Here is a 26,664-nt window from a genome sequence, read left to right on the forward strand (position 1 = left end):
GCCTGCGGGTCGCCCCGGCCTTTTACGCCTGCGCGCTCAACAGCTGATATTTCAGTCCCATCGCCTGCGCCAGATTGCGCAACCGCCGCTCGACCGCTTCACCATAGAGATCGGCATCGCCATCGCGCAGATGCAGGTCGATCCGTTCACCCTTCAGTTCCAGATGCGACACGGCGAGCGGCCCTTCGACTCCACCCGACAATCGCTGCGCCAATCGGATCGCCAGCCCCCACAGCGCCCCGCGTCGCAGGACATCGGGCGTGGCGACATGGTCCAGCCCTGCCGGCGGAGCCACCCCGCCGCCGAAATGGCTGTGCAATGCCTGCCCCAGCATCACCCGCTCGGTCGCGGTGATGCCCACCCAATTGCTGTGCAGCGCAATCTCCACGCCCCGCTCCGCCCGAAAATCCGGGTTGGCGCGCCAACTGACGTCAGCCAGCAGACAGGCGGCGCGGCGGATACGCCGGGCAACGGCATCGTCGTCGGGAAACAGCGGCGCGATCCAGCGGTCGATCCGGTCGCCATGGCCGCGAAAGCGCGCCTGCGCCTCCCCTTCCGCCTCGGCCGCGACCAGCAGCGGATCATGCGCGCGGATATCCTCCGGCAACGCCTCGTACAGCAGCCCTTCGCGCAGGCCATAGGCCGACACGATCATCCGGCTCGACTTCAACTGCCGCACCACGATGGACAGCAGCGCCGTCGCATCCGGCAATGTCGGCACGCGCGATCCGGTCATCGCCGGTATCTGTTTCAACCGGGTGCGGTCGACATGGCTGACGATCCGGGTCAGCTGCTCGGCCCGCGCCGCGCTCATCTCATATTGATGGACGACCGGCAGGGGAAAGCTGGTCAGCTGCATGTCGAACCGCGCCAGCGCGCGCCACGACCCCCCGACCAGATAGAAAGGCAGGTCCGGCTCCACGGCCCAGCCTGCCTTCTCCAGCATCTTGGCGACCGTCCGCTCCAGCGCGCGTGGCCCCTTGGCGCGAATCTGCGGCAGGCGCAGCACGCCCAGCGGCAGCGATATGGTCTGCTCGACCGCGCCATTTCGTACCCGCGCCAGTTCCAGACTGCCGCCACCCAGATCCCCGACGATGCCGTCCGCGCCGGGAATGCCGGACAATACGCCCATCGCCGCGCCGATCGCTTCTTGCGCGCCGGTCAGCAATTCGACGGTCAGGCCCATCTCCTTGGCGCGGGCGATAAATTCCCCGCCATTGGTCGCATCCCGCACCGCCGCCGTGGCGACGCAGCGTATTTCCGTGACCTTCATCGCCCGGCACAGATGGGCGAAACGCCCCACGGCGCGCAGTCCGCGATCCATCGCTTCCGGTTCGATCGCGCCGGTCTTGGCAAGCGACGCGCCCAGCCCCGCCATCACCTTTTCATTGAACAGGATGAAGGGGATGCGGCGCGGCCCGTCGTAAACCACCAGACGCACGCTGTTCGACCCGATGTCGATGATGGCGGTGCGGGCATGGGCCGGCTCGGGCGATGTCGCCATGCTCTCGGCGACGGCGCGCACGCGGCTCAGCATCGAATTCATGCAGTCAGGCCCCGCAGGCGCAGCGTCGGCACCGATTCCGTATCGAACGCCGCCCCGCGCCCGGACAGCGACGGGTTGGTCATGAAATATCGGTGCAGGTTGAACGGCTTGTCGCCCGGCTCCAGCCGCGTGTAATGGCCATCGCTATCCAGCGACCAGCTTTGTTCGGTGTCGATCAGATTGGCGACCATCACCTGGTCCAAAATCTGGTCATGCACTGTGGAGTTTTCGATCGGCGCCATGAATTCGACCCGCCGGTCGAAATTGCGCTGCATCCAGTCGGCCGAACTGATGAAGACCTTCGCGCCATTATTGGGCAGCGTCTTGCCGTTGCCGAACACCGCGATGCGGCTATGCTCCAGAAAACGGCCGACGATCGATTTCACGCGGATATTCTCAGACATGCCCGGCACGCCCGGCCGCAGGCAGCATATGCCCCGGATGATGAGGTCGACCTGCACCCCCGCATTGCTCGCCGCATAGAGTTTCTCGATCATCGCCGGATCGACCAGGCTATTCATCTTGGCCCAGATCGTCCCCGGTCGCCCGGCCCGCGCATGCTCGATTTCCGCATCGATCAGGCCGCTCAGCGTATTGCGCAGGTCGCGCGGGCTCATCACCAGCTTTTCCAGCGTCTTGGGCTCGACATAGCCGGTGATGTAATTGAACAGCGCGGCCGCATCGCGGCTATAGGCCGGATCGGCGGTGAAGAAGCTCAGATCGGTATAGATGCGCGCCGTGATCGGGTGATAATTGCCCGTGCCGAAATGGCAGTAGCTGCGAAACTGCTCGCCCTCGCGCCGGATAACCATCGAAATCTTCGCATGGGTCTTCCAGTCGATAAAGCCATAGACCACCTGCACGCCCGCCCGCTCCAGCGCGTCGGCCCACATCAGATTCTGCTCTTCGTCGAACCGCGCCTTCAACTCGACCACGGCGGTCACGGACTTGCCCGCCTCCGCCGCGTCGATCAGCGCGCGGATGATCGCCGACTGCTTGCCCGCGCGATACAGAGTCTGCTTGATCGCCACCACATCGGGGTCCGACGCTGCCTGTTTCAGGAAGGATACGACGACGTCGAACGCCTCATAGGGGTGATGGACGACGATATCCTTCGCCCGGATCGCGGCGAAACAGTCGCTGCCATATTCGGCGATCCGCTCGGGAAAGCGCGGCACATAAGGCTCGAACTTCAGGTCGGGCCGGTCGGCGTCCACGATCCCGTTGAGGTCGCCGATGCCGACGAAACCTTCCACCTCGACCACCACGGCCTCATGGCCCTGGAGCATGTCCTGCAACATCTCCTCGACCGGCTCGGGGATGCGCTCCTCTATTTCCATGCGGATCACCCGGCCGCGCCGGCGCCGTTTGATCGCGCTGCGGAAATGGCGGACCAGATCCTCGGCCTCTTCCTCGATCTCGATGTCGCTGTCGCGGATGATGCGGAACACGCCGCTGTTGCGCACGCGATAGCCGGGGAACAGATCAGCCGAGAAGCGACGGATCACCGCTTCTAATGCCATGTAGCGCGCGGGATCGCCCGGAATGCGCACGAACCGCGCCAGCGACGGCGGGATCATCACCAGCTCGCGAATCGGCTGCTTGTCCGACAGTCGTTCCAGGTCGAAGATGATCGACAGCCCCTGATTGGGGATGAAGGGGAAGGGATGGGCCGGGTCCAGCGCCTGCGGCGTCAGGATCGGGAAGATCTGCGTCAGGAAATGTTCGCGCAGCCATTGGGCGCAACCCACGTCCATCTCGCTCGACGGGCCGATGACCTCGATCCCCACCTGCGCCAGCTCGTCATGCACCGCGCCCCACACCTTCTGCTGCGCGATCATCAGCCGCGTGCTTTCCTCGGTGAGCGCCGCCAGCTGCTGCGCGGGGGTCAGGCCGTCAGCGGAGCGCAGATCGACATTCTGCAACTGCTGCCCCTTCAGGCCCGCAACCCGGACGGAGAAGAACTCGTCCATATTGGCGCCGGAAATGGACAGGAACCGCAACCGCTCCAGCAGCGGATGGGCGCGGTTCATCGCCTCCTCCAACACCCTCTGGTTGAACGCCAGCCAGGACAGCTCACGGTTGAAATAACGGTCGCTGGGCAGCGCCATGCTGGCGGAGGGATCGGCTTCGGCCACGGATTACTCGCGTTGCGGAGGGGGAGGATCGGACGGGACTATAGGCAGAAAGCCTGCGGATTGCAGAGCCTCTTTCGCCATTGCGACAGAAATCTTGCGTCCAGATGACAATGCGGCGCGATCGAGCAGCCCCGTCACCTGCGCGATCGCATCATAACGGCGCTCGATCCGGCGCAGCAGCCAGTCGGCCACATCGGGCGCATAGCTCGCCCCCGCCAGATCGAAGGCTCGGCAAATGAGCGCACGGGCCAGCAACTCGTCCGGCGCCTCGATCGCGACATGCGGCGCGGCCGCCAGCCGCGATCGCAGGTCGGGCAACATCACATCCCAATTGGACGGCGGCGCATCGCCGATCATCAGCAACGGCCGGTGCGCGGTCTGCGCCTCGTTCCAGGCATGAAAGAGAAAATGGTCGTCGCGCGCTTGCGCGTCGTCGATCACCTCGCCCCCGCTCATCTGCGCGAAATGGCGGGCCAATATGGTTCGGCCGGATTGCGACGGCCCGGTCAGCACGCTGATCGACAGCGGCCATTCGCGCCACCGTTCCAGATGGGCGACGGCGATGCGATTGGCATCGCTGACCAGGAAATCATTTTCGCTTGATCCCCCATGCCGTTCGAAGGGCAGGCTGATCTGGGTCATTGCGGCGGCGGGGATGCCTGGCGCCGCGTGATCCGCAACGTGTTGCCGGACGCCGCGACGCTGAAGCCGCGCGCCTGCAACCCTGCCCGCAGCATGTCGGCCGTGCCGTCGAAGCTGACCTGCATCACCGACGTGCCCCCCAGCGCCAGGCTGCTCGTATTGGCCAGCCTTACGCCGGGGATCGACCGTACAGTCGATTCGCCCGATCCGACCGACGCGACATCGGGCGTATCGAACTGGATGATGAAGCTGGCGCCAGCGGTCGAAACGGTGGGCAGGTCGAGCGCCTCGACCGGCGCCTCGATCGCATTCTCGATCTCCAGCGCGGCGGGATCGACCGGCTCCTCGATCACCAGCGACGGGTCGGGCCGCAGGCGACCGTCATTGAGCGCACGGATGTACAGCTCGTCGATCCGGCGCGCGCCCTCGTCCATCATCTGCGGAATGCCGCTGTCATTGGACGCGCGCAGCGTGACGCTGCCGATCAGACTGTCGTCAGGACCATAGCGCGCGGTGAAGGTACCGGTGACGGGGCCACCGGGATAGGCCCGGTCCAGCCGCGCGATCGGCACGACCACGTCGGCCGCGCCATATTGGTCCAGCAGCACGCGCCACCACAAGCGCCCGCGACGCCCGGTCTGCCCGGCGTTCAGCAGGATCGGGTCGGCGATGGAGCCGGCGACGCGCACATAATCGATCGCGCTGTCCCCGGTGCGATAGCGCGCCCAGGCCTTCTGCCACTCATTGGTCCGCTCATAGGATACGGCGGAACCGCCATCCCACAGCACCGGAATCACCAGCAAGGGCGGCGACCGCATCACATTGCCCGATACGCCCAGCAACGCGCCGGTCCGCGCCCGATCGAACAGGATTCCCAGCGTCGCGACATAGCGGTTGGGGCCGTTCTGCTCATATTCGACCTCGATGCCCGACACCATCGCCTCGATCTGCGAATCGGACAGGGCCGGCGCGCCCGCGCCGCCATGGGTGCGGCTCCACAACATCCGCCATGCCTGCCGCTGCGCCATGCGCCACCCGGCATAGCGCGCCGTGTCGGCATCCTTGGCCTGCACGTCGACCTTGACGCCGCGCACTTCGAAATCGCCGCCGCTGGCGATCGGCGGCACGCCGCGCTCGCCTTCCATCTGCGCGAACAGGGCGGCCGCGGCCAGGCCGATCAGAATCGCGATGATGATCTGGACGGGCCGCGAAAGCAGCCGCACATAGGCTGCCGGGCGGGAAAGGGTCTGGCTCAGGCTCACGGGCGCCCTTTTGGCGAACATTGCCCGCCCTGCCAAGCGCGAAGGCGCGACTTATCCCCACCTTTCGCCGCAGCACAGCTATAGAAAATTTTACTCCCCCCGCCCCTTCCCCGTTCGGATCGCAGGCGTCAGGACAGATGCCAGCAACATCGAAGGTTCCGTTTTCCGCCCCTTTGCTCTAGGGGCCGGAAATATGAGCGACAACGAATCCTACAGCTACGCCAAGGCTGGCGTCGATATCGCCGCGGGCAACGCCCTCGTCCGTGCCATCGCCCCGTTGGCCAAGGCCACCCGCCGTCCCGGCGCCGATGCAGAACTGGGCGGCTTTGGCGGCTTCTTCGACCTGAAGGCCGCCGGCTATGACGATCCCTTGCTGGTCGCGGCCAATGACGGCGTGGGCACCAAGCTGAAGCTGGCGATCGATCATGATCGCCATGACGGCGTGGGCATCGACCTGGTCGCCATGTGCGCCAACGACCTCATCGTCCAGGGCGCCGAGCCGCTCTTCTTCCTCGACTATTATGCCACCGGCAAGCTGGAGAGCGGCGTCGCCGAGCGCGTCATCGCCGGCATCGCAGAGGGCTGCCGCATGGCCGGCTGCGCGCTGATCGGTGGCGAAACCGCCGAAATGCCGGGCATGTATGGTCCGGGCGACTATGATCTGGCCGGCTTCTGCGTCGGCGCGGTGGAACGGTCCAAGGCGCTGACCGGCAACCGGGTAAAGACCGGCGACGTGCTGATAGGCCTCGCCTCCTCGGGCGTGCATTCGAACGGCTTCTCGCTGGTCCGCCGCCTGGCCGCCGACAAGGGCTGGAAACTCGACCGCCCGGCCATCTTCGACAATGAAGTGCTGCTGATCGACGCGCTGATGGCGCCCACGAAGATTTACGTGAAGAGCCTGCTGCCCCTCGTCCGCGCCGGCATGATCAATGCGCTGGCCCACATCACCGGCGGCGGCCTGCTGGAAAATATCCCGCGCGTCCTGCCCGAGGGCGCCCACGCCACGGTCGATGCCGACGCTTGGGAACAGCCGCGCCTGATGGCCTTCCTTCAGGCGCAGGGCCATATCGAGCCGGAAGAAATGGCGCGCACCTTCAACTGCGGCATCGGCATGGTGCTGGCCGTGGACGAAGCCCATGTCGCCGCCGTGACGAAATCGCTGGAGGATGCGGGCGAAACCGTCTTCCGCATCGGCGCGATCGGCGAAGGCGACAAGGGCTGCACCGTCAAGGGCAGCACCGAAACCTGGAGCGCCAAGGCCGACTGGTCCGCCACGCATCTGGGCTGACAATTACACAACCTCCGTTCGGTTCGAGCTTGTCGAGAACGGCGCGCAAGGGCTCTCGCCCCTGGACAAGCTCAGGATTCTCGAACCGAACGGAGTTTTGAAATGGCCAAAGCAAAAGTCGGCGTCCTGATTTCCGGCCGCGGCTCCAACATGGCGGCCCTGCTCTACGCAGCGAAGGCTGCCGATTGCCCCTATGAGATCGTGCTGGTCGCCGCCAACGATCCTGAAGCCCCCGGCCTCACCCTCGCCGCCGCAGAGGGCATCGCAACCTTCGGCCAGAGCCACAAAGGCCTCAAACGCGCCGAATTCGACCGGATCATCGACGCACAGTTGCGGCAAGCCGGCGCCCATTATGTCGCGCTCGCCGGCTATATGCGCCTGCTCTCGCCCGAATTCGTTGCCGGCTGGGACAATCGGATGCTCAACATCCACCCCAGCCTGCTGCCCAAATATAAGGGCCTAGACACGCATCAGCGCGCGATCGACGCGGGCGACAGCCATGCCGGCTGCTCGGTCCATATCGTCACCGCCGATCTGGACGACGGCCCGGTCCTGGCCCAGACCCCGGTGGCGATCCAGCCGGGCGACACGCCCGACAGCCTCGCCGCCCGCATCCTCATCGCCGAGCATCAGCTCTATTCGCGCACGCTCTCCGATTTCGTCACCCGCGAGCGGCAACCCGACTGGCTGCTGAACAAGGTGCGCGAGGCCGCCCTCGCCCTGCCGCAGGCGGACGAGATCGTCTCGCACGGCATGCCCTGCTTCGGCATCGTGAAGGGCAAGAAATTCGCCTATTTCACCCGCGACCATCATGGCGACGGCATCATCGCCATTCTCGTCAAGACCACCGCCCCGGAAGAACAGGCGACCCTGATGGAGGCCGATCCGGAACGCTATTATCGCCCGGCCTATTTCGGCACCGACTGGGTCGGCATCCGCCTGGACCTGGGCGACACGGACTGGGACCATATCGCCGACCGCCTGCGCGCCAGCTGGCGCCAGATCGCGCCCAAGAAACTGCTCGGCCTGATGGACATCGCGGACGAATTTTAATCCATATTCACCTAGCCTAGCCCGCAACGTTACAGGGCCAAGCTGTAAGTGAACGGATCAGTTGCGCCCCCCCTTCCGCTTCGTTTGAGGCGTCCTTCTTTGATCATACGCCTGCATGTTGAGTTAACGCGCTGCTGATAACCGGCGGATCCAAATAACGCTTCAGCCAGCATTGCCTCAGTCATGTCGGTTCGCCGACCCACAATATCTTCAATTTGATCAGCTAGGGTCATTCATGCCTCCTGTTGTGAAACTGAATATGACGCACACCATTTGAAAAAATAGGTATATCTGACTGGTTTTGAATGTGGCCACCGGCTACCCAATCCCCTTTCCTACTCGCGGCTTTTCTGATCCATCCTGTCGGATGGACCAGACCCTTCATCCCCATCCGCCCGTCCCTGCCCGCCGCGCCCCGCGCGCTCGCTGGACACCCACGAAACAGCGGCTCTTCCTCGCCGCGCTGCTCGAATATGGCAGCGTCCACCGCGCCGCGCAGGTGGCGGGCATGTCCCGCTCCAGCGCGCATCGGCTGCGCGCGCGCCTCTCCGGCAGTGCGTTCGATCGCAGCTGGGCCAATGCCATGGCGCTGCACGCCGCGCGCATGGCCGATCCCTTCGCCCCGGAACCGGCCCGCCGCCCGACACCCCGCCGTTGACCATGTCGCCCCCCGGCCGCGATCCGGTCGCCTGCCTGTCGCGTCGGCGGCGCAGAACAGGCGCGCGAATGTCGCGTCACCGTCGCGCGGATGTCGCCTTGCCGTCGCCCACCCGTCGCAATTGCCCCAAAACGCCTTCTTGCACCCCCTGCAACGGTGTGAACTTCGCTTGTCGCGTCGCTCTGCGCCAATCCGCCCCTTCCCTTCCCCGCTGCCGATCCCCATAGAGCAAGCATGACCGACAGCCCCGCCCCCGCCGCGATCGAGATCCGCAACCTCACCAAAGTCTATAAGGGCGGCAAGCGCGCGCTCGACGGGATCAACCTGTCCATCCCGCGCGGCCAGATATACGGTCTGCTCGGCCCCAATGGCGCGGGCAAATCGACCACGATCAACATCCTGGCCGGCATGGTGAACAAGAGCGAGGGCGACGTCAGCATCTGGGGCTTCGACATCGACGCGCACCCCCGCAACGCCAAGAACTCGATCGGCATCGTGCCGCAGGAAATCGTCTTCGACCCCTTCTTCACGCCGTTCGAAACGCTGGAGAATCAGGCGGGCTTCTACGGCGTGGCCAAGGATCGCCGTCGCACGATGGAATTGCTGCGCGCCGTCCATCTGGACGACAAGGCCCATGCCTATGCCCGCACGCTATCGGGCGGCATGAAGCGCCGCCTGCTGGTGGCCAAGGCGATGGTGCATAGCCCGCCGATCCTGGTGCTGGACGAACCCACGGCCGGCGTCGACGTGCAGCTGCGCCAGCAACTCTGGGCCTATGTCCGCGAATTGAACGCGCTGGGCGTCACCATCGTGCTGACGACCCATTATCTGGAGGAAGCCGAAGAATTGTGCGACCGCATCGGCATCATCAACCATGGCAAGGTCATCACCGACAAGCCGACCCGCGAACTCCTGGCCATGGCGCAGGAAAAGGTCGTGCAGGTGACGGTGGACCGCGACCTGACGGTGGCTCCCGACGCGCCTTGCTTTGAAAAAGTCGAACTGTCCGGCGACCGCACGCTGACCATCACCTATATGAAAGACCGCGCCAATGCCGGCCAGGTGCTGAGCGCGGTACAGGCCAGCGGCCTCGCCATCGTCGACGTCGTGACGCGCGACCCCGACCTGGAGGATGTCTTCCTCAACCTGACTGCAGCGGCCTAACCACCTCCGTTCGGTTCGAGCTTGTCGAGAACCCTGGCGCCAGAGTTCTCGACAAGCTCGAACCGAACGGGATAGGGAACAGACCCGGATAATCGAGAAGCCTATGCCCACCATCACCCATGACGTCATCATCATCGGTTCCGGCGCGGCGGGGCTGACGGCCGCCATCAACCTGGCGCAGGATCGCAAGGTGCTGGTGCTGGCCAAGGGCGCGCTGGACGGTGGCTCCACCAACTGGGCGCAGGGCGGCATTGCCGCCGTACTCGACGCGGGTGACAGTTTCGAGGCACATGTCGAAGATACGATGGTCGCAGGCGCCGGCCTCAACGATCGGGAAACGGTCCAGTTCGTCGTCTCCGAAGCCCCCGCCGCGATCGAGCGGCTCGCCGACCTCGGCGTGCCCTTCAATGGCGGCGAAGCCTTCGGCAAGCGTTGGGATCTGACTCGCGAAGGCGGCCACAGCCACCGTCGCATCGTCCATGTCGACGACGCCACAGGCCATGCGGTGCAGGTCGCGCTGCTCAAGGCCGCCCGCGCCAACCCCAACATCACCCTGATGGAGGATATGGTCGCCATCGACCTCATCACCTCCCGCCATGGGGAACGCTATTCGGGCGACGGCCATGTCTGGGGCGTCTATGCCTTCAACCGCCGCACCGGCCATGTCGACGCGCTGCTGGGCCGCGCGACGATCCTCTGCACCGGCGGCGCGGGCCGCACCTATCTCTTTTCTACCGCCCCGCGCGGCGCGACTGGCGACGGCATCGCCATGGCCTGGCGCGCAGGCTGCCGCGTGTCGAACATGGAAATGAACCAGTTTCACCCGACCTGCCTCTACAATCTGGAGATCAAGAATTTCCTGATTACAGAAGCGGTGCGCGGCGAAGGCGGCCATCTGAAGCTTCCCCCCGGCGTGCCGGGCGGCGGCGAGCGGTTCATGCCCCGCTTCGACCCGCGAGAGGAACTGGCCCCGCGCGATATCGTGGCCCGCGCAATCGACCATGAAATCAAGCGGCTGGGCCTCGACTATGTCCATCTGGACATCAGCCACAAAGACCCCGCCTTCGTGCGGCATCATTTCCCGACCATCTACGCCCGGCTGCTGGACCTGGACATCGACATCACGAAGGAGCCGATCCCGGTCGTCCCGGCGCAACATTATACCTGCGGCGGCGTGGTGATCGATCTGGACGGCCGCACTGACCTGCCCGGCCTCTATGCCGCCGGCGAAGTCAGCGAAAGTGGCCTGCACGGCGCCAATCGCCTGGCTTCCAATTCTCTGCTCGAATGTTTCGTCTTCGGCGAGGCTGCGGCCAAGCATATCCGCGCCAACTGGGACGACCTCCCCGCCCCGCCGCCGATCCGGCCATGGGACGAAAGCCGCGTCACCAATGGCGACGAAGAAGTCATCGTCCAGCACAACTGGAAGGAAATCCGTCGCTTCATGTGGGACTATGTCGGCATCGTCCGCACCACCAAGCGGCTGGAACGCGCCCAGCACCGCATCGACCTGCTCTCTAAGGAAGTCGATGAATATTACGGCAATTTCCGCGTCACGCCCGACCTCATCGAACTGCGCAACCTGCTGGAAGTCGCGCGTCTGGTGGTCCGCTCCGCCCTCCACCGCAAGGAAAGCCGGGGACTCCATTACACGCTAGACTATCCCGACACGTTGCCGGACGCGGTCGACACGGTGTTGGCGCCATAAAAAATGGCGCGTCCGTCCGGGGGGACGCCGCGCCATGAGGTTGGGGAGGGACGCGCTGGAAGCGCTTGCGGAAATGCTTTCCTACTCGCCCTCTCGCCGCCATGGTTTGATCCGTGTCAAACCGTCAGAAAATCCTTGAGCAGCGCGTTGAAGCGGGCGGGCTGATCGGCCATCACCATATGGCCGCTCGGCCCCAGCGGCTTCAGCAAAGCGCTCTTCTTGCCCGCATAGGCGCTCTGGAAACTGCGTGTGATCGACGCCGCCTGCTGCGCATCGCTGCCCACCGCATAGACCACCTCCAGCGGTGCGGTCAGCCGCGACAGTTGCGGTCCAAGATCGGTATTGGCCAGGTCGCGCAGCGCATTGGCGATGACATCGGGGTCGCTGCCCTTGGCCCCCGGCGCCTGCGCGACGATCTGCGCCAGATAGCGGCGCCCCGCCTGCGTCCCGGTAAAATAACCGCTCAACTGATCGGCCAGATAGCCCATGCCGCTGGCCGTTCCGCCGACCATCGCCGCGCCGGCCGGCAGCATGTCCACCACCATCACCCGGCTCGCCAACCCTTTCAGGCCCAGCAACATGGCCAGCGTACCGCCCATGCTGTGCCCGACGATCGCCGGGCGCTTGAGGCCGGCGGCGGTGACATAGCGGGCGATCTCGTCCGCTATCGGCTGAAGCAGCGCACCGCTCGCATTGCCCTCCGGCGCCAGCCCGGCAAAGCCGCGCACATGCACCAGATGATAGCGATAGCCCGGCACCCCGCCCAGCACCCCGTTCCAGATGCCGGGGCCACTGGCGAGGCCGGAAATCAGGATCACGTCACGCCCCGCGCCACGCACATTCATGGCGATGCGCCGCGAAACGAAGGGCGCCGCCCATGCCGTGCCGCCCTGCGCCACCATGCCCGCCGCCATGGCGCCCAGCAGCAGCGCCCGCCTATCCAGTCCGTTCGTCGTCATATGCCCGCTATTGCCCGCCCGCCCCTGAACCGCAACAGAATGACGCCGCAACGGAATGATCTTGCTCCACATCAGACGGTTGCATCGTTCATCCTCCTTACATCGCATTTGTGGAATCATTCGTCGCATGGGTCTTGCCGGACGATCGGCGGACCGCCCCTATTGTGCATTGAGAGAGTGCGGGGACGCTAATGAGATCGAATGAAAACCGGGCGGCTTCGGCGCGTCTGGTCCTGTTGGTTGCGGCATTGTCCGCCTGTGTAAGCGCACCCGAGCCGCCCCGTGCGCAGGCGGCGGCCGCCATACCGCAAAAGCCGATCCCCGGCCGGCCACAGCCGACCACCAATACATGGCCGATCCGCCCCGTCGCCAATCCGCCTTTGCCCTATCGCGACATCGACCAGAATGAGACACCGCCCCCCGCGCTGGTCAGCGTCGTGCGCAACCTTGGTCAGAGTTTCCGGGGCAAGGTCGGCATCGCCGTCCGCCGCATCGGTGCGGACTGGACCGTGGCATGGAACGGCACCTCGCTTTTCCCGCAGCAGAGCGTGTCGAAACTCTGGGTGTCGATGACCTTCCTCGACGCGGTGGATCGCGGCAAGCTGCGCATCACCGACACGACCACCATCACCCGCAACGACCTGACCCTGTTTCACCAGCCGACCGCTGCGCTGGTGGCGCAAAATGGCGGCTGGACGACCAGCTATTCCGACCTGATGCGCCGCGCGATGACGCAGAGCGACAATACCGCCAACGATACGCTACTGCGCGCCGTGGGCGGACCGGAGGCTGTGCGCGGTTTCCTGGCGCGACGGATGATCAAGGATATCCGCTTCGGTCCGGGCGAACGGCTGCTGCAATCGGCCACCGCAGGCCTGGACTGGCGACAGGATTATGCGATCGGTCGCAATTTCTACGCCGCCCGCGCGAAACTGCCGATGGCGGTGCGACAAAAGGCGCTCGACAATTATCTCGCCAGCCCGCCCGACGGCGCGGCGCCCTCCTCGATCGTGCAGGCCTTGGCGAAGTTGAAGCAGAATGACATGCTGTCGCCCGCCTCCTCGCGCCTGCTCCTCTCGATCATGTCGGAAGCCAAGACCGGGCCGCAACGGATCAAGGGCGGCGTCCCGCCGGGCTGGTCCTATCTGCACAAGACCGGCACCGGTCAGGATCTGCCGCCCCGCTCCACCGGCTTCAACGATATCGGTATCATGACCGCGCCGGACGGCACCAGCTATGCCGTGGCGGTCATGATCGGATCGACCACGGTCGGCATCCCCGAACGCTGGGCGCTGATGCAGGCCGTGGCCAAGGCGGTCGTGGCCAACCACGAACCGCGCTAAATCAGAAGCGGCGCACGACGCCGAAATAGACTTCCCCGTCCGGGCTGTCCGCATTCAGCCCGGCATTGACGCCAATGTCGAACTGCATGTCGTCGCTGGGTTGCCAGCCGAAGGACAGGCCGGCCAATGCCTCGGTAGCATGGCCGGCCGGATCGTCGTCCCGCATCAGCGAGGCTTCGATCGTGCCGGAAAGCTTGTCGCTCAGGTCGAAGCCCAGTCCGGCGACGCTGCCATAGGCGACATGCCGCCCGGACCGGTCCTCATCGACCGCCGCGTCGATCTCCGGCACCAGCTCCAGCGACAGGCCATGCCCGATGTCGACACTCACCGGCAGCAACAGCCCAGCCCCCCAATCGCCATCGCCGATGGCCGATCCCCCCGCCGGCAAGGACGCATAAGGCATCACCGCCACCGAAAAGCCCGACCTATCCGGGTTGCTCAGGTTCCGACGCAGCGCCACCCGCACATCCCCGACGCCGCTATCGCTGTCCACCGCTCCACTCATCCTGTCGCGCGTGCGCACATGGCCAAAGGCGGTCCATCCGACCTGCGCCTCCAGATGATCGGCCAGACCCAGCCGCACCAGCATGTCGCCGGTCTGAAGCGTGTCGGTGCGACTTTGCCCATCCTGCTCCCGCGTCCAGTCGCCCAGCCCCACTTCGACCACGACCCGCCCCTTGTCGACCGTACAGGCCGGCGTGCCCAGCCCCGGCCGGTCAGTGCACAGGTCGCGCGGCTCTTCCGCCTGCGCCATCGCCGCTACCGGCATCAGCGCGATCAGCAGCATCCACATCCGCTTCATCCCATTCCCCCTCTTGTTGCCGATGACATAGCAGGAAACCGACCGGACATAATCGCGTTCCCGCGCGCCGTCGTAAGAAGAGGCTGTCACAACCATATCTGATGGAATAATCACCGGCCGGCAGGCGTATGCCGGGCATGAATGCCATCTTCCCTGCCCCGACCCGTTCCACCGTCGTGCCCATCCGCCCGGATGCGCACCGCACCCGTCCCATCCGCATCGCGCTTTTTTCCGGCAATTATGACTGTGTGCGCGATGGCGCGAACCGCGCGCTCAATCGGTTGGTCGATCATCTGTTGCACCGGATCGGCGCGCAGGTCCGGATTTACTCGCCCACCGCCCCGCAACCCGCCTTTGCCTCGGTGGGTGAGGTCCGTTCGGTACCCTCGCTCAGCCTGCCCGGCCGCCCCGAATATCGCCTGGCCATCGGCCTGACGCGCGGGGTACGTCGCGATCTTGACGCTTTTGCGCCAGACATCGTCCACCTCTCCGCCCCCGACCTGCTCGGCCGACAGGCGCAGAAACATGCGCGGGCGTGCGGCATCCCGGTCGTCGCCAGCCTGCACACCCGCTTCGAAACCTATCTTGATTATTATCGCCTCGGCTTCCTTCGCGGCACGATGGAACGTTATCTCGACCGTTTCTACGGCGACGCCGACTGCATTTTGGCGCCCACCCCACCCATCCGGGACGAGATGGCAGCACGCCATGGTACCGCGCGGGTTTCCGTCTGGGGACGTGGCATAGACCCGACCCAGTTCGCACCAACACTGCGCGACCCTGCCCTACGCGCCGCGCTCGGCTATACGGATCAGGATGTGGTGCCGCTTTTCTTCGGCCGGCTGGTGCTGGAAAAGGGGCTGGGGGTTTTTGCCGACAGCATCGCGGCGATCCGCGCACGCGGGCATGACGTGCGCCCACTCATCGTCGGCGAAGGCCCGGCCCGCTCCTGGTTGGCCCAGCGCCTGCCCAACGCCAATTTCATGGGTCATCTGAGCGGCGCCGACCTTGGCCGCGCGGTGGCGAGTGCAGACCTGCTCATCAACCCCAGCGTCACCGAAGCGTTTGGCAACGTCAATCTGGAAGCCATGGCGTCTGGCCTAGCCGTACTGTCCGCCGATGTGCCCAGCGCCGCCAGCCTGATCGATGCAGGCCGCACAGGGCTGTTGCTGCCGGCTACCGACGCGGACGCCTATGCCGATGCTGCGACGATGCTGATCGGCGCTCCGGCTCGGCTGGCGACTATGCGCCAGGCGGCAGCGGACGCCGCCAGCCGGCACCGCTGGGACGATGTATTGCAATCGGTCGTGCGCGCTTATGCCGGCCTGCTCGGCATCCCCGTTCCGGTCGATCGGCAGGCGCCCATGATCGCCGCTTGCTCCGCCCGCGCGGGCACTGGATAAGCCGCCGATGGACGATGCGCACGACATGGAGGCCGATCTGCTGGCGATGCGCCGCTATGCCCGTTCGCTCGCCCGTGACGATGTGGATGCCGACGACGTCGTGCAGGACGCGCTGCTCCGCGCGATCGAGCGCAAGGCGACCTATCAGCCGGAACGCAGCCGCACCCGCTGGCTGCTGGCGATCGTCCACAATGTCTTCGTCTCGGACAAGCGACGTCAGGCCGCCGAAACGCGGCGCAACGACCGATTTGCAGAAACCCTGTTGTCCAGCGTCGATCCTCAACAGGAAGAGCATGTGCGGCTAGCGGAAATCGCACAGGGTTTCGCCGCCCTGCCCGACGCCCAACGCGCGGCGCTGCACCTGACCGCGATCGAGGGGATGAGCTATCAGCAGGCGGCAGACATATTGGGCGTACCGATCGGCACGGTGATGTCGCGGCTATCGCGCGCACGCGCCGCACTGCGCGAAGGGCAAATGGGGAAAGTCCATCCGCATCTGCGGCTGGTGGGAGGACATGATGACCAATAACGTGAACGCGGTGGAGATCGACGCCTATGTCGACGACCAGTTGGACCTGCCCCGCCGTTTCGTGGTGGAAACGCACCTGTCGCGCCACCCCGATCAGGCCGCGCAGGTCATGGCCGACCTGTCCACCCGCAGCGCGCTAAGGCTGATGGCGCCCCGTCCCAGCACCGCGCCGCAAGCCGTGCGTGACGCTGCCGCCCGGTTGCAGGCCACCCCGGCCAAGCCACGCTGGCGCCGTACCCTGCCTCTGGTGGCCCCGCTGGCGGCAGCGGCCGGGCTGGCACTGGTTTTCCTGCGCCCCTCCGGCCCGCCCGACTATGTCGACTATGCCGTCAACTCCCACCGCATCGCCATGATGCGCGCGGCCATGGTGTCGCAGGTCGAAACACCCAAATATGATGCCCGCGAAATCGCGTCCAATACGCGCATCGCCATGCCGCATCTCCCGGACGACTGGCGCGTGACCGACGTTCAGCTTTTTCCCACCGAGCGCGGTCCGGCGCTGGTGATCGCGGTCAAGACAGAGGGCGGGCAGAATTTCTCGCTCTTTGCGCTGCGCGATCGCAGCCGCGCGCCCGAACGCCCCGACGCGGTGCAGGAAGGCGCGGAATCGGTCGCCTATTGGCGGCGCGGCGACATGTCCTACGCGCTGACCGGCAGCGGGGAGCCGCGCCTGATGGACGCCACGGCGGAGGCATTGACGCGCGACTGGTCCTGAAGGCTGGAGGGGGCGCTCTTTACCCGCTATCCCCTCCCCCCATGACCCAGAATCACCTCTATCTCGTCGATGGCAGCGGCTATATCTTCCGCGCCTATCACCAGCTTCCTCCGCTCACCAACCAGCATGGCCAGCCCGTAGGCGCGGTCTATGGCTATACGACGATGCTGTGGAAACTGGCAGAGGAACTGGGCAAAACCGAAGGCCCGACGCATCTTGCCGTGGTGCTGGACAAGGGTTCGCACACCTTCCGCAACGATATGTACGACCAGTATAAGGCGAACCGCCCGCCCGCGCCGGAAGACCTGATCCCGCAATTTCCGATGATCCGCGACGCGACCCGCGCCTTCTCCCTCCCCTGCATCGAGGAAGCCGGATTCGAAGCCGACGACATCATCGCGAGCTACACCCAGGCGGCCGTGCGCGCGGGATGGCATGTCACCATCGTCAGCTCCGACAAGGATCTGATGCAGTTGATCCAGCCCGGCGTCGATATGTACGACACGATGAAGAATGAACGGCGCGGCGCCGACTATGTCGTCGGCAAGTTCGGCGTGCAGCCCGAACAGCTGGGCGACGTCCTCGCGCTGATGGGCGACAGCGTCGATAACGTCCCCGGCATTCCCGGCATCGGCCCTAAGACGGCGGCGAAGCTGATCAGCGAATATGGGTCACTGGAAGCCGCATTGGACGCAGCGCCTTCGATGAAGAAGTCGAAGATGCAGGAAAATCTGATCGCTCATGCCGACATGGCCCGGCTGTCCCGCAGGCTGGTGGCATTGCATGACAGCATGGACCTGCCCGAGCCGCTGGACGACCTGACGCTCAAGGGCATTCCCAAGGAACCCTTGCAGGAATTTCTATCGCACCATGGCTTCAAGACGCTGCTCAACCGCCTCGGCGCGCCAGCCGCTGCTGTTGTGGTGGCTGCGACCAGCGCCGTCGGCGTAGAGGACGCCCCCGCTGCCCCGGCGCCGGTAGAAGAACCGGCGATCGACCGCAGCCTTTACGAAACGGTGGTGACGCAGGAAGCGCTCGATCGCTGGATCGCCGCCGCCTATGCCGAGGGGCTGGTCGCTGTCGATACGGAAACCGACATGCTCGATTGCGTGTCCTGCCAGCTGGTCGGCATCAGCCTCGCCACAGGTCCGAACAAGGCCTGCTACATTCCCGTCGGCCATGGCGGCACGGATATGTTCGCGGAACGGCCCGAACAGCTGGACAAGGCGCTGGTCATCGCGAAGCTGAAGCCGCTGCTGGAGAACGACGCCGTTCTCAAGATCGGCCAGAATCTGAAATATGACCTGACCGTGTTGCGCCGTCACGGGATCGAGATCGCGCCTTATGACGACACCATCGTCATGAGCTTCGACCTGGACGCCGGGCAAAGCCTTGCCGGCCACGGCATGGACGAAGCGGCAAAAACGCACCTCAATCATATCTGCATCAGCTTCAAGGAGGTAGTCGGCACCGGCAAGAGCCAGATCGGATTCGCCGAAGTCCCCCTGCCCCGCGCCACCGAATATGCGGCCGAAGATGCGGACGTGACACTGCGCCTGTGGAAGCGGTTCAAAGGCCGGATCGCCAATGAAGGCGCGAACCGCGTCTATGAACTGGTGGACCGCCCGCTGGTCGGCGTGATCGCCCAGATGGAGCATCGCGGGATCAAGGTCGACCGCGAGCATCTGTCGCGCCTTTCGGCCGAATTCACCGCTGGCATCGCCGCGCTGGAAACGGAAATCCACGAGATTGCCGGCCAGCCTTTCGCGATCGGTTCGACCCAACAGCTGGGCGCGATCCTGTTCGACAAGATGGGATATAAGGGCGGCAAGAAGGGCAAGTCGGGCGCCTATTCCACCGACGTCACCATCCTGGAGCAGCTGGCCGCTCAAGGCGCGCCGATTGCCGGCAAGGTGCTGGAATGGCGGCAACTCTCGAAGCTCAAATCCACCTACACCGACGCGCTTCAGGCGCAGATCAACAAGGATACGGGCCGCGTCCATACCAGTTACTCGCTGACCGGCGCGCAGACCGGCCGGCTGTCCTCGACCGATCCGAACCTCCAGAATATCCCGATCCGCACCGAAGTCGGCCGCCAGATCCGCCATGCCTTCGTCGCGGAACCGGGCAATGTCATCCTGGCTGCGGACTATAGCCAGATCGAACTGCGGCTGGCGGCGCATATGGCCGATGTGCCGGCGCTCAAGGAGGCTTTCGAGGCGGGTGAGGACATCCACAACCGCACCGCGCAGGAATTGTTCGGGGAGATCAATCGCGACACGCGCGGGCGGGCGAAGACGATCAACTTCGCCATCCTCTACGGCATTTCGCGCTGGGGGCTGGCCGGGCGGCTGGAGATCAGCGCGGACGAAGCGCAGGACATGATCAGCCGCTATTATGAGCGCTTCCCCGGCATCAGCATCTATATCAACGAGACGATCGAGAAGGCGCGGGAACGCGGCTATACCGAGACGATGTTCGGCCGGAAGACCTGGTTTCCGCGCATCAAGGCAGCGGTCCAGCATGAACGGCAGGGTGCCGAACGCGCGGCAATCAATGCGCCCATTCAGGGCACCAGCGCGGACATCATCAAGCGGGCCATGGTCCGCATGGGACCGGCGCTGGAGGCGGCGGGCCTGCCTAGCGTGAAGATGCTGCTTCAGGTGCATGACGAACTGGTGTTCGAATTGCCCGAAGGTGACGTGGAAGCGGCGAGCGCGGTCATTCGGCAGGTGATGGAAAGCGCGGCCGAACCGATCGTAAAGCTGAGCGTCCCGCTGGGCGTGGAGATCGGCACCGGCTCAAGCTGGGGCGCGGCGCATTGATGGAGTGAATAAGAAGAAGAGAGAGATGCCAGCCTTCGCTGGCATGACGAGGTTGGTCACATATCCCTTATCTACGCCGTCATCCCAGCGAACGCTGGGATCTCCCTTTTTCGCCAACAGAAAAGGCTCTGGACCGGCCTTTTCTCAATCGAACAGCTCTTCCAGAAAGCTCTTCTTGCGCTTTTTCTGGTAACCGCGTTCGTCGTCGCGATAGTCGCGGTCCGGTCGGTAGCTCTGCTGCGCAAATGGTGCGGACTGCGGCGTGGGTGCCTTCACCTGCCCCGATCGCTCGATGATCTTGTCCAGTTCGCCCCGGTCCAGCCAGACGCCCCGGCATTGCGGGCAATAGTCGATTTCCACCCCCTGCCGATCCGTCATCGCCAATCCGACATGACAGACCGGGCAGAGCATCGCGGACACTTGTGCGGGATCGCGCATTATTCGCGTTCACCCGTCAGGCTGAGCAGCATCTGGAACAGGTTGACGAAGTTGAGGTAGAGCGACAGCGCACCCATGACCTGCATCTTCCCGGCAACCTCATGGCCGGCATAATAGAAATATTCCGACTTGATGCGCTGCACGTCCCAGGCGGTGAGGCCGGTGAAGACCACCACGCCGATGATCGAGATGACCATCGCCATCGCCGAGGAGCCGATGAAGATGTTGATCAGGCTGGCGACGATGATGCCGATCAGGCCCATCATCAGGAAGCTGCCCATCTTCGTCAGGTCACGCTGGGTGGTATAGCCCCAGAGCGCCATGGCGAGGAACATGACGGCGGCCGAGAAGAAGGCCTGCGCGATGCTGCCGCCGGTGAAGACCAGGAATACGCTGCCCAGCGACACGCCCATGACGGCGGCGAAGGCATAGAAAGCGGTGCGCGCGCCCGATGTCGTCATCTTTTCCATTCGGAAGCTGAAGAAGAAGACGAAAGCCAGCGGCGCGAAGATCGCCACCCATTTGAGCGGCGTGCCATAGATGGCGGCAGCCAGCGCGGGCGTATTGCCGACCAGAGCGGCGACCAGCCCGGTAATGACCAGGCCGATACCCATATTGCGAAAGACGCCCAGCATGTGCGCGCGCAGGCCGGCATCGGTCTGCGCCGTCTGGCTGGCACCATAGCCCGGCATGCGAACGGGATTATTCATCGGAAACACTCACTCCATCAAAATGTGGTTCGAGTGGCCCGGTGCGGTCTCCTGCGGCAACGAGAGGGGGCAAATCGCCGCAAAAACCAGCACCGGGCACACCCGATGCGGTCCGACATCGCGACAGGGATCAGGGGGAAATCCATGTCGCCAGAGGGGCCCGGCCCGCATCAACAATATCGGATGCCCAATGCCTGGCTGCAAGGGATCGGTCCTCGTGCAACAATTTATTACAAACGCCCGATCCCCATATGGTCAGCGTGCCTTGCAGACTTTCCCCATTGCCGTGATGAAGGCCCAGACATCGGCAGAGAAAGGCGGGGCCTGATCCGCTTCCCATTCGCCGATATTGTCATAGAGACGCGTAACCCCCTGTGTCATCGCCGGCGTCGCGACGGCCATGAACGGGGCAAGCAATCTTTGCCATTCGTCATATAATGCCCGCGCTTGGGCGGACGCTGGATCGAGCGGCAACGCTGCGGCAATACGCGTGGTCAGTTCCGACCATTGCGCGCCATAGGCAGCCTGATCGAAATCGGCGGGCAATGCAGTCTGCGCATCGGCAAAGTCGGCTTCCGCCTGTGTGCTTATATAGAGGTCGGTCACGCTCTTCCATTTTTCCTGATCCATCATTGTCTCTCCGGTTCGGATCAGCGAGCAAAGGGTCGCAGCATCGAGCGGCTCGCCACGGTCGATGCGAGACAAGGCTGTGGCGAGATGGGCGCGCGCTTGCGCCAGCCCCTCCGCTTGTTCATCGAGCGCGGCGATCTGCGCGCGCAGAAGCGGCGCCAGATCAATCGAGCGATCGTTCAACAGTTTTTCGATCTGGGCCAGACTGAAGCCCGCACGTTTCAGCGTGACGATCCGGTGCAGCCGCAGAAGATCGCTCCGCCCGAACATGCGCCGACCCGACGCCGTGCGTAATGGCGCGACGAGGCCGCGCCCTTCATAGAAGCGTAGCGCCCGGCTGGTGAGTCCGGTGGCGCGGACGACGGCGGCGATATCCATCAGATCGGTCATGCAACCGGGATAGCGGTTGACGCTGGGTCAAGTTCAAGCGCTTTTTTGCGTGCCCTGCCCCGTTGACGCCCGCCCCGCTTCGCGACATGGCTTGCCACTATGTCCGACGACCAGCATATCGCCGCGCCGCTGCGCCTGTTCAACAGCCTGACCCGCACGATCGAGCCGTTTGCGCCGATCGAGGAGAACCATGCGCGCGTCTATAGCTGCGGCCCGACCGTCTATAATTATGCCCATATCGGCAATCTGCGGGCCTATGTCTTCACCGACACGCTGCGCCGGACGTTGTTGTGGAAGGGGCTGGCCGTGACCCACATCATCAACATCACCGATGTCGGCCACCTGACCAGCGACGCCGACGCAGGCGACGACAAGATGGAGGCCGCTGCCCGGGCCAGCGCCAAGAGCATCTGGGACATCGCGGCCCATTATACGCAAGCGTTCAAGTCCAACATCGCGGACCTCAACATCATCGCGCCCAGCGAATGGACGGTCGCGACCGACTATGTGCCGCAGATGATCGCCTTTGCCGAAAAGATTGCGCCGGATCATTGCTACGAACTGGACAGCGGCCTCTATTTCGACAGCAGCAGCGTGCCCGATTATGGCGCGCTGGCCGGCGGTCGAGATGACGCCGCGCACGCGCGGATCGATCCGGTCGCGGGCAAGCGCAACGCATCCGACTTCGCGATCTGGCGCAAGTCCCCGCCCGGCGAACAGCGCCAGATGGAATGGGACAGCCCATGGGGCAAGGGTGCGCCGGGCTGGCATCTGGAATGCTCGGTCATGTCGCAGGCCCGCCTTGGCCAGCCATTCGATATCCATACCGGTGGCATCGACCATCGCGAGATTCATCATCCGAACGAAATCGCCCAGAATCAGGCCTATTGCGGTTGCACCGATGCGCAGCCCGGCTTCACCGGGTCGCGCTGGTGGATGCACAATAATTTCCTGGTGGATCGCCAGGGCAAGATGTCGAAGTCGAAGGGCGGCTTCACCACGCTCTTCTCTCTGATCGACGCGGGCGTGCATCCGATCGCCTATCGCCTGCTGTGCCTGGGCGCCCATTACCGGTCGGAACTGGAATTCAGCGCCGACAATCTGGCAGCAGCCCTCACCCGTCTCAAGCGACTTGTGATGGGCGTCGAGGGTTTGAAGGCGCGCGCCGAGGGTGTGACGTGGCAATCGCCGCGCATCGACTATCTGCGGGCCAATCTGCACCCCAAGCTGGCGCCGTTGCTGGAGCAATTCGACGCCGCGATCGCTGACGACCTGATGACGCCGCGCGCCCTACCTCTGCTGGAGGAAGCCATTGGCATGAAGAAGGTGCCGGTGGACGAGAAACTCTGCCTGATCGCCGCTTTCGACCAGGCGCTAGGCCTCAACCTGCTGACGCTCAGCCGCGCAGACCTGCGTGTCCAGCCGAAGGAGGCGACGATCACGCCGGATGAGATCGAGGCAGAACTGGAACGCCGTACCGCCGCCCGTGCCGACAAGGATTTTGCCCTGTCGGACGACATTCGTGACGCCCTGCTGGCGCGTGGGGTCGAGGTGATGGACGGCGATCCGCTGCGCTGGGACTGGCGGCTGACGCTGGCCTGAGTGGTCATGGTGGGGGCAAGATGAGACTTTCCACTGTTGTTTCGGCGGCCTTTCTGACGCTGGCTCTGCCTGCGCCAACAGCTTTTGCCGCGACGCCCGCCGGTTTTTCGACGACCGATCCCCGCCATGCCCGGCTCTACGTGCTGGAGCACCAAGCGTTCGACCTGTTCAACAGCGACGATTATGCCCTGTCCATGTCGCAAAAGACCCGCGACGCCTGGAACCGCCTCCACGCTGCCGCCATCCGGACCAAGGTGGATGGCAAGGCCCATCCGCTGGCCGGGGTTGCGCTCATCAACCTGTCCTCCATGGACCAGATCGACGGCAGGAATAGCGACGCGCTGACCCGGTCGAGCGATGGGCTCACCCTGTTGGCGCCTTATGCCGACGCTTATCCCGTCGCCTGGATGCAGGGCCTGTCGATCAAGGGCTTCATCCAGGCTGCCCTGGGCGACGTCACTGGTGCAGCCGATACGCTGGCGCAGGCCAGTGCCTATATGGACGGCTATATTGCGCGCACCCCGCCCGATCAGCAGGATGAATCGACCCAGATGCTGCGGTCGAACATCGCCTTCTCCCACGCCCAGGCCCTGACCCGCCTCGGCCGCAACGATGAAGCGGCCGAAGCGCAAAAGGCCAGCATGGAGGCCCGCATCCTGGCCGCGGGGCCGAACAGCGCCGATACGATCGGCTCCTATTACAGCTATGCCCAGATGCTCGCCCGCGCCGATCGCGACACGGAAGCGGAAAAATATGCGCGAATGGCGGTCGAGATCGCCACCGACCATGTCGACCGCAAGCATCCGAGCTATGCCCGTGCGCTGGAGGCGCTGGGCCTGCTGCTATCGCGCACGGGTCGCCGTGCCGAGAGCCTGGACTATCTGCAACGCGCCATCGCCATCAAGCGCGAGACGGTGGGCACCAGCAGCCTCTATTTCCAGTTCGGCCTGCAAAATCTGGGCACGGTGATGCTGCCGCTGGAGCGCTATGCCGACGCGGAAACGCTTTTCATGGAAGCCGAGCGCGGTTTTCGCGGGCTGGAGGGGGAGAATAGTCCGCAATCCGCGCGCGCCCTCGCCTTCGCGGCGTCGGCCGCTTTGGCGGAGGGCCATCGCGATCAGGCGATCGGCCGGATGGATGACGCATTGGCGCGCGTCCATGCCGCGTCGGACAAGGACCGGGACATCGGTCAGCGCGTCTATCCCTATCTGATCCCGGCATTGATGGCGACCGACCGCAGGGGTGAGGCCCGTGCCGCCGCCGACGCCTTCGCCGCTGAAACCCGGCAGCTCGACAATGCCCCCGCCATCCCGCTGGCGCAGGCGGCGATGCTGCTCGCCTGGACCCGGCAGGATGATGCAGCGTTGGCGCCAGCGGCGCGCCAGCTGGTCGGCCTGCTGCGCGACAGCGCCAGCGTCAATGACGATGGCGAGTTGAACGAAGAACAGCGCGCCGCGCTCGACACGATCCTGGCGATAGCGGGGCAAGCCCAGGATGTGCCGCTGGCGCTGGACGCGATGGCGATCCTGGCGGGATCGCGCATCGCCCAGGCCAATCGGCTGGTCGCCCAACGACTGGTCGCCGATCCGGCGCTGGCCGCGCGCGTCCGCAGCCTTCAGGACCGGACGAAGACGTTGCAGGCCGCCGACAGCCGCTTGCTCAAGGCGCTGGCGATCGACAGCGGCGTGGCCGAAGCGCGCGCCGAACGGGCCGAGCTGGCCGCCACTGTAGAGGTCGAACGCGCCGCCATCGCCCGCGATTATCCGCGATGGGTGGATGCACATGGTGGCGAGCGGCCGGATATCGATGCCCTGCGCGCCAGCCTTGGCAAGGACGAGGCACTGCTGGCGGTGATGCCCGCCTTTGACGGGGTGTATCTGCTCGCCATCGGCGCCGATACGCAGCGCATCGAACGGGCGCAGATGGACCGGGCCGGGCTGGTGGCACTGGTCGGGACATTGCGCGGCTCGCTTACGCCGGCGGGTTTCGATCGGGCCAGCGCGCATAGCCTCTACAGCCAGATCTTCACGCCCGGCATTCTCGCTACATTGGGCAGGGCCAGCAGCCTGCGCATCGTGCCCACGGGCGCCTTCGCCTCCCTCCCCTTCTCCATGTTGCCGCAACGGCCGGTCGAAACGGTGACACGCGCCACGCCCTGGCTGATCCACCGCTTCGCGATCGAGGTGCAGCCGGGCTTTTCCATCAGCGGTAGCCAGCGGCGCCAGTTCGCCGCGCGTGATCAGCGCTTCCTGGGCGTCGGTGCGCCGCAACTGTTCGGCAATCCCCAATCCGACGATACCCAACGTGGCGGGGCAGGCATGCTGCTGGCGGCCAATCAATATTTTCGCAACGGCGCCGGCGACGCGCGGGCGCTGTCCCAATTGCCGCCGCTGCCCGGATCGCAGGCCGAGTTGCGGGCGGTTGCGCATCGTTTCGGCGCTGCGCGGACCACGTTGCTGGTCGGCGCGGACGCCAATGAGCGAGCGCTGCGCACGCGCGACCTGTCCGGCTATGGCGTGATCCTGTTCGCGACGCACGGGTTAGTGAGCGGCGAGATGGAGGGGGTGACCGAACCGGCGCTGGTGCTGTCCCCACCCGGCGCAGACGACCGCCAAGATGACGGCCTGCTGACCGCATCGGAGGTGGCGACGATGCGGATCGGCGCCGACTGGGTCATCCTGTCCGCCTGCAACACGGCGGCGGGCGACAATAGCCAGTCGCCGGCCTATTCGTGTGGATGTCAGAGCTAATTGGCATGGTTCTGTCAGCGGTAAATGTCATCACGGCCAAGCTATTGCGACTGCCCTTCCGAAAGGCCCTCGCCGAACACCCATTCGGCGAACAGCGGACGCAAGTCCC

General features: G+C 64.9%; 22 protein-coding genes. 12 read left to right on the forward strand and 10 right to left on the reverse strand.

The window, feature by feature from the left end; translation table 11 throughout:
* Positions 1-22: 22 nt before the first annotated feature.
* The 4 genes from F4U94_RS11325 to F4U94_RS11340 are packed head-to-tail and all read right to left on the reverse strand — an operon-like array spanning position 23 to position 5,588.
* Positions 23-1,546: a Ppx/GppA family phosphatase gene (locus tag F4U94_RS11325; RefSeq protein WP_120250874.1), complete on the reverse strand. Its 1,524-nt coding sequence runs from the start codon at positions 1,544-1,546 to the stop codon at positions 23-25.
* On the reverse strand, positions 1,543-3,684 hold the full coding sequence (locus tag F4U94_RS11330; RefSeq protein WP_120250875.1) for an RNA degradosome polyphosphate kinase: 2,142 nt from the start codon (positions 3,682-3,684) through the stop codon (positions 1,543-1,545). Before F4U94_RS11330 ends, F4U94_RS11325 begins: the two co-directional genes overlap by 4 nt.
* 3 nt (positions 3,685-3,687) lie before the next feature.
* Positions 3,688-4,326, reverse strand: a complete 639-nt coding sequence (locus F4U94_RS11335; protein WP_120250876.1) for an HdaA/DnaA family protein — start codon at positions 4,324-4,326, stop codon at positions 3,688-3,690.
* On the reverse strand, positions 4,323-5,588 hold the full coding sequence (locus F4U94_RS11340) for a heavy-metal-associated domain-containing protein (RefSeq protein ID WP_120252172.1): 1,266 nt from the start codon (positions 5,586-5,588) through the stop codon (positions 4,323-4,325). The genes F4U94_RS11335 and F4U94_RS11340 overlap by 4 nt, the downstream gene beginning before the upstream one ends.
* 193 nt (positions 5,589-5,781) lie before the next feature.
* Between F4U94_RS11340 and purM the strand changes: the two genes are divergently transcribed.
* Positions 5,782-6,876, forward strand: coding sequence for a phosphoribosylformylglycinamidine cyclo-ligase (gene purM, locus F4U94_RS11345; protein WP_120250877.1), 1,095 nt, complete (start codon positions 5,782-5,784; stop codon positions 6,874-6,876).
* Positions 6,877-6,978: 102 nt separating this feature from the next.
* Entirely contained in the window at positions 6,979-7,929 is a 951-nt protein-coding gene (purN, locus tag F4U94_RS11350) for a phosphoribosylglycinamide formyltransferase (protein ID WP_120250878.1), read from the forward strand.
* 29 nt (positions 7,930-7,958) lie between these two features.
* Here purN and F4U94_RS11355 read toward each other — a convergent pair whose 3' ends face one another.
* A complete protein-coding gene (locus F4U94_RS11355) occupies positions 7,959-8,162 on the reverse strand; it encodes a hypothetical protein (protein WP_145986231.1) in 204 nt (67 codons plus the stop codon).
* Between the two features lie 134 nt (positions 8,163-8,296).
* On the opposite strand from F4U94_RS11355, the gene F4U94_RS11360 reads away from it, so the two are divergent.
* The 3 genes from F4U94_RS11360 (at position 8,297) to nadB (ending at position 11,459) form a co-directional block, all read left to right on the forward strand.
* Positions 8,297-8,587, forward strand: coding sequence for a terminase small subunit (locus tag F4U94_RS11360; RefSeq protein WP_120250879.1), 291 nt, complete (start codon positions 8,297-8,299; stop codon positions 8,585-8,587).
* A gap of 234 nt (positions 8,588-8,821) precedes the next feature.
* On the forward strand, positions 8,822-9,751 hold the full coding sequence (locus F4U94_RS11365) for an ABC transporter ATP-binding protein (RefSeq protein WP_120250880.1): 930 nt from the start codon (positions 8,822-8,824) through the stop codon (positions 9,749-9,751).
* A gap of 103 nt (positions 9,752-9,854) precedes the next feature.
* Complete coding sequence (nadB, locus tag F4U94_RS11370; RefSeq protein ID WP_120250881.1) at positions 9,855-11,459, forward strand: L-aspartate oxidase; 1,605 nt, start codon at positions 9,855-9,857, stop codon at positions 11,457-11,459.
* Between the two features lie 116 nt (positions 11,460-11,575).
* Here nadB and F4U94_RS11375 read toward each other — a convergent pair whose 3' ends face one another.
* A complete protein-coding gene (locus tag F4U94_RS11375; RefSeq protein ID WP_120252173.1) occupies positions 11,576-12,418 on the reverse strand; it encodes an alpha/beta fold hydrolase in 843 nt (280 codons plus the stop codon).
* A 191-nt stretch (positions 12,419-12,609) separates the two neighbouring features.
* Between F4U94_RS11375 and F4U94_RS11380 the strand changes: the two genes are divergently transcribed.
* Positions 12,610-13,761: a serine hydrolase gene (locus F4U94_RS11380; RefSeq protein ID WP_120250882.1), complete on the forward strand. Its 1,152-nt coding sequence runs from the start codon at positions 12,610-12,612 to the stop codon at positions 13,759-13,761.
* Position 13,762: 1 nt separating this feature from the next.
* On the opposite strand, the gene F4U94_RS11385 is transcribed toward F4U94_RS11380, so the two are convergent.
* Complete coding sequence (locus F4U94_RS11385; RefSeq protein WP_150411910.1) at positions 13,763-14,563, reverse strand: transporter; 801 nt, start codon at positions 14,561-14,563, stop codon at positions 13,763-13,765.
* 137 nt (positions 14,564-14,700) lie between these two features.
* Between F4U94_RS11385 and F4U94_RS11390 the strand changes: the two genes are divergently transcribed.
* From F4U94_RS11390 to polA, 4 genes are read left to right on the forward strand one after another with little or no spacing between them, the layout of a single operon-like run.
* Entirely contained in the window at positions 14,701-15,966 is a 1,266-nt protein-coding gene (locus F4U94_RS11390) for a glycosyltransferase family 4 protein (RefSeq protein ID WP_232015730.1), read from the forward strand.
* A 7-nt stretch (positions 15,967-15,973) separates the two neighbouring features.
* Positions 15,974-16,495 (forward strand): sigma-70 family RNA polymerase sigma factor, encoded by a 522-nt coding sequence (locus F4U94_RS11395; protein ID WP_120250884.1) that lies wholly within the window; start codon positions 15,974-15,976, stop codon positions 16,493-16,495.
* The gene (locus F4U94_RS11400; protein ID WP_232015731.1) at positions 16,482-17,210 is read left to right on the forward strand and encodes an anti-sigma factor family protein; all 729 of its coding nucleotides are present in this window, start codon (positions 16,482-16,484) and stop codon (positions 17,208-17,210) included. Before F4U94_RS11395 ends, F4U94_RS11400 begins: the two co-directional genes overlap by 14 nt.
* Before the next feature lie 41 nt (positions 17,211-17,251).
* Positions 17,252-20,035 carry a DNA polymerase I gene (gene polA / locus F4U94_RS11405; protein WP_120250885.1) on the forward strand — a complete coding sequence of 928 codons (2,784 nt, stop codon included), beginning with the start codon at positions 17,252-17,254 and terminating at the stop codon, positions 20,033-20,035.
* Between the two features lie 144 nt (positions 20,036-20,179).
* Here polA and F4U94_RS11410 read toward each other — a convergent pair whose 3' ends face one another.
* From F4U94_RS11410 to F4U94_RS11420, 3 genes are all read right to left on the reverse strand, one after another.
* The gene (locus F4U94_RS11410) at positions 20,180-20,473 is read right to left on the reverse strand and encodes a TFIIB-type zinc ribbon-containing protein (protein WP_120250886.1); all 294 of its coding nucleotides are present in this window, start codon (positions 20,471-20,473) and stop codon (positions 20,180-20,182) included.
* A complete protein-coding gene (locus tag F4U94_RS11415; protein WP_150411911.1) occupies positions 20,473-21,183 on the reverse strand; it encodes a Bax inhibitor-1/YccA family protein in 711 nt (236 codons plus the stop codon). The genes F4U94_RS11410 and F4U94_RS11415 overlap by 1 nt, the downstream gene beginning before the upstream one ends.
* A gap of 255 nt (positions 21,184-21,438) precedes the next feature.
* A complete protein-coding gene (locus tag F4U94_RS11420; protein WP_120250888.1) occupies positions 21,439-22,203 on the reverse strand; it encodes a MerR family transcriptional regulator in 765 nt (254 codons plus the stop codon).
* Between the two features lie 99 nt (positions 22,204-22,302).
* Between F4U94_RS11420 and cysS the strand changes: the two genes are divergently transcribed.
* Together cysS and F4U94_RS11430 are read left to right on the forward strand one after the other, a co-directional pair.
* Complete coding sequence (gene cysS, locus F4U94_RS11425) at positions 22,303-23,805, forward strand: cysteine--tRNA ligase (protein WP_120250889.1); 1,503 nt, start codon at positions 22,303-22,305, stop codon at positions 23,803-23,805.
* A gap of 20 nt (positions 23,806-23,825) precedes the next feature.
* Positions 23,826-26,555 carry a CHAT domain-containing protein gene (locus tag F4U94_RS11430; RefSeq protein ID WP_150411912.1) on the forward strand — a complete coding sequence of 910 codons (2,730 nt, stop codon included), beginning with the start codon at positions 23,826-23,828 and terminating at the stop codon, positions 26,553-26,555.
* Positions 26,556-26,664: the final 109 nt, after the last annotated feature.

The sequence above is a fragment of the Sphingobium limneticum genome (genome assembly GCF_008710155.1).
Classification (GTDB): domain Bacteria; phylum Pseudomonadota; class Alphaproteobacteria; order Sphingomonadales; family Sphingomonadaceae; genus Sphingobium; species Sphingobium limneticum.

Bases quoted from the DNA above. Each gene is read 5' to 3' on its own strand.
- F4U94_RS11395 (WP_120250884.1), top strand. From the start codon at position 15,974: ATGGACGATGCGCACGACATGGAGGCCGATCTGCTGGCGATGCGCCGC.
- F4U94_RS11420 (WP_120250888.1), bottom strand. From the start codon at position 22,203: ATGACCGATCTGATGGATATCGCCGCCGTCGTCCGCGCCACCGGACTC.
- F4U94_RS11410 (WP_120250886.1), bottom strand. From the start codon at position 20,473: ATGCGCGATCCCGCACAAGTGTCCGCGATGCTCTGCCCGGTCTGTCAT.
- purM (WP_120250877.1), top strand. From the start codon at position 5,782: ATGAGCGACAACGAATCCTACAGCTACGCCAAGGCTGGCGTCGATATC.
- F4U94_RS11385 (WP_150411910.1), bottom strand. From the start codon at position 14,563: ATGAAGCGGATGTGGATGCTGCTGATCGCGCTGATGCCGGTAGCGGCG.
- F4U94_RS11355 (WP_145986231.1), bottom strand. From the start codon at position 8,162: ATGACCCTAGCTGATCAAATTGAAGATATTGTGGGTCGGCGAACCGAC.
- F4U94_RS11380 (WP_120250882.1), top strand. From the start codon at position 12,610: ATGAGATCGAATGAAAACCGGGCGGCTTCGGCGCGTCTGGTCCTGTTG.
- F4U94_RS11360 (WP_120250879.1), top strand. From the start codon at position 8,297: ATGGACCAGACCCTTCATCCCCATCCGCCCGTCCCTGCCCGCCGCGCC.
- F4U94_RS11335 (WP_120250876.1), bottom strand. From the start codon at position 4,326: ATGACCCAGATCAGCCTGCCCTTCGAACGGCATGGGGGATCAAGCGAA.
- F4U94_RS11375 (WP_120252173.1), bottom strand. From the start codon at position 12,418: ATGACGACGAACGGACTGGATAGGCGGGCGCTGCTGCTGGGCGCCATG.
- cysS (WP_120250889.1), top strand. From the start codon at position 22,303: ATGTCCGACGACCAGCATATCGCCGCGCCGCTGCGCCTGTTCAACAGC.
- F4U94_RS11400 (WP_232015731.1), top strand. From the start codon at position 16,482: ATGATGACCAATAACGTGAACGCGGTGGAGATCGACGCCTATGTCGAC.
- nadB (WP_120250881.1), top strand. From the start codon at position 9,855: ATGCCCACCATCACCCATGACGTCATCATCATCGGTTCCGGCGCGGCG.
- F4U94_RS11365 (WP_120250880.1), top strand. From the start codon at position 8,822: ATGACCGACAGCCCCGCCCCCGCCGCGATCGAGATCCGCAACCTCACC.
- polA (WP_120250885.1), top strand. From the start codon at position 17,252: ATGACCCAGAATCACCTCTATCTCGTCGATGGCAGCGGCTATATCTTC.
- F4U94_RS11390 (WP_232015730.1), top strand. From the start codon at position 14,701: ATGAATGCCATCTTCCCTGCCCCGACCCGTTCCACCGTCGTGCCCATC.
- F4U94_RS11415 (WP_150411911.1), bottom strand. From the start codon at position 21,183: ATGAATAATCCCGTTCGCATGCCGGGCTATGGTGCCAGCCAGACGGCG.
- F4U94_RS11430 (WP_150411912.1), top strand. From the start codon at position 23,826: ATGAGACTTTCCACTGTTGTTTCGGCGGCCTTTCTGACGCTGGCTCTG.
- F4U94_RS11325 (WP_120250874.1), bottom strand. From the start codon at position 1,546: ATGAATTCGATGCTGAGCCGCGTGCGCGCCGTCGCCGAGAGCATGGCG.
- purN (WP_120250878.1), top strand. From the start codon at position 6,979: ATGGCCAAAGCAAAAGTCGGCGTCCTGATTTCCGGCCGCGGCTCCAAC.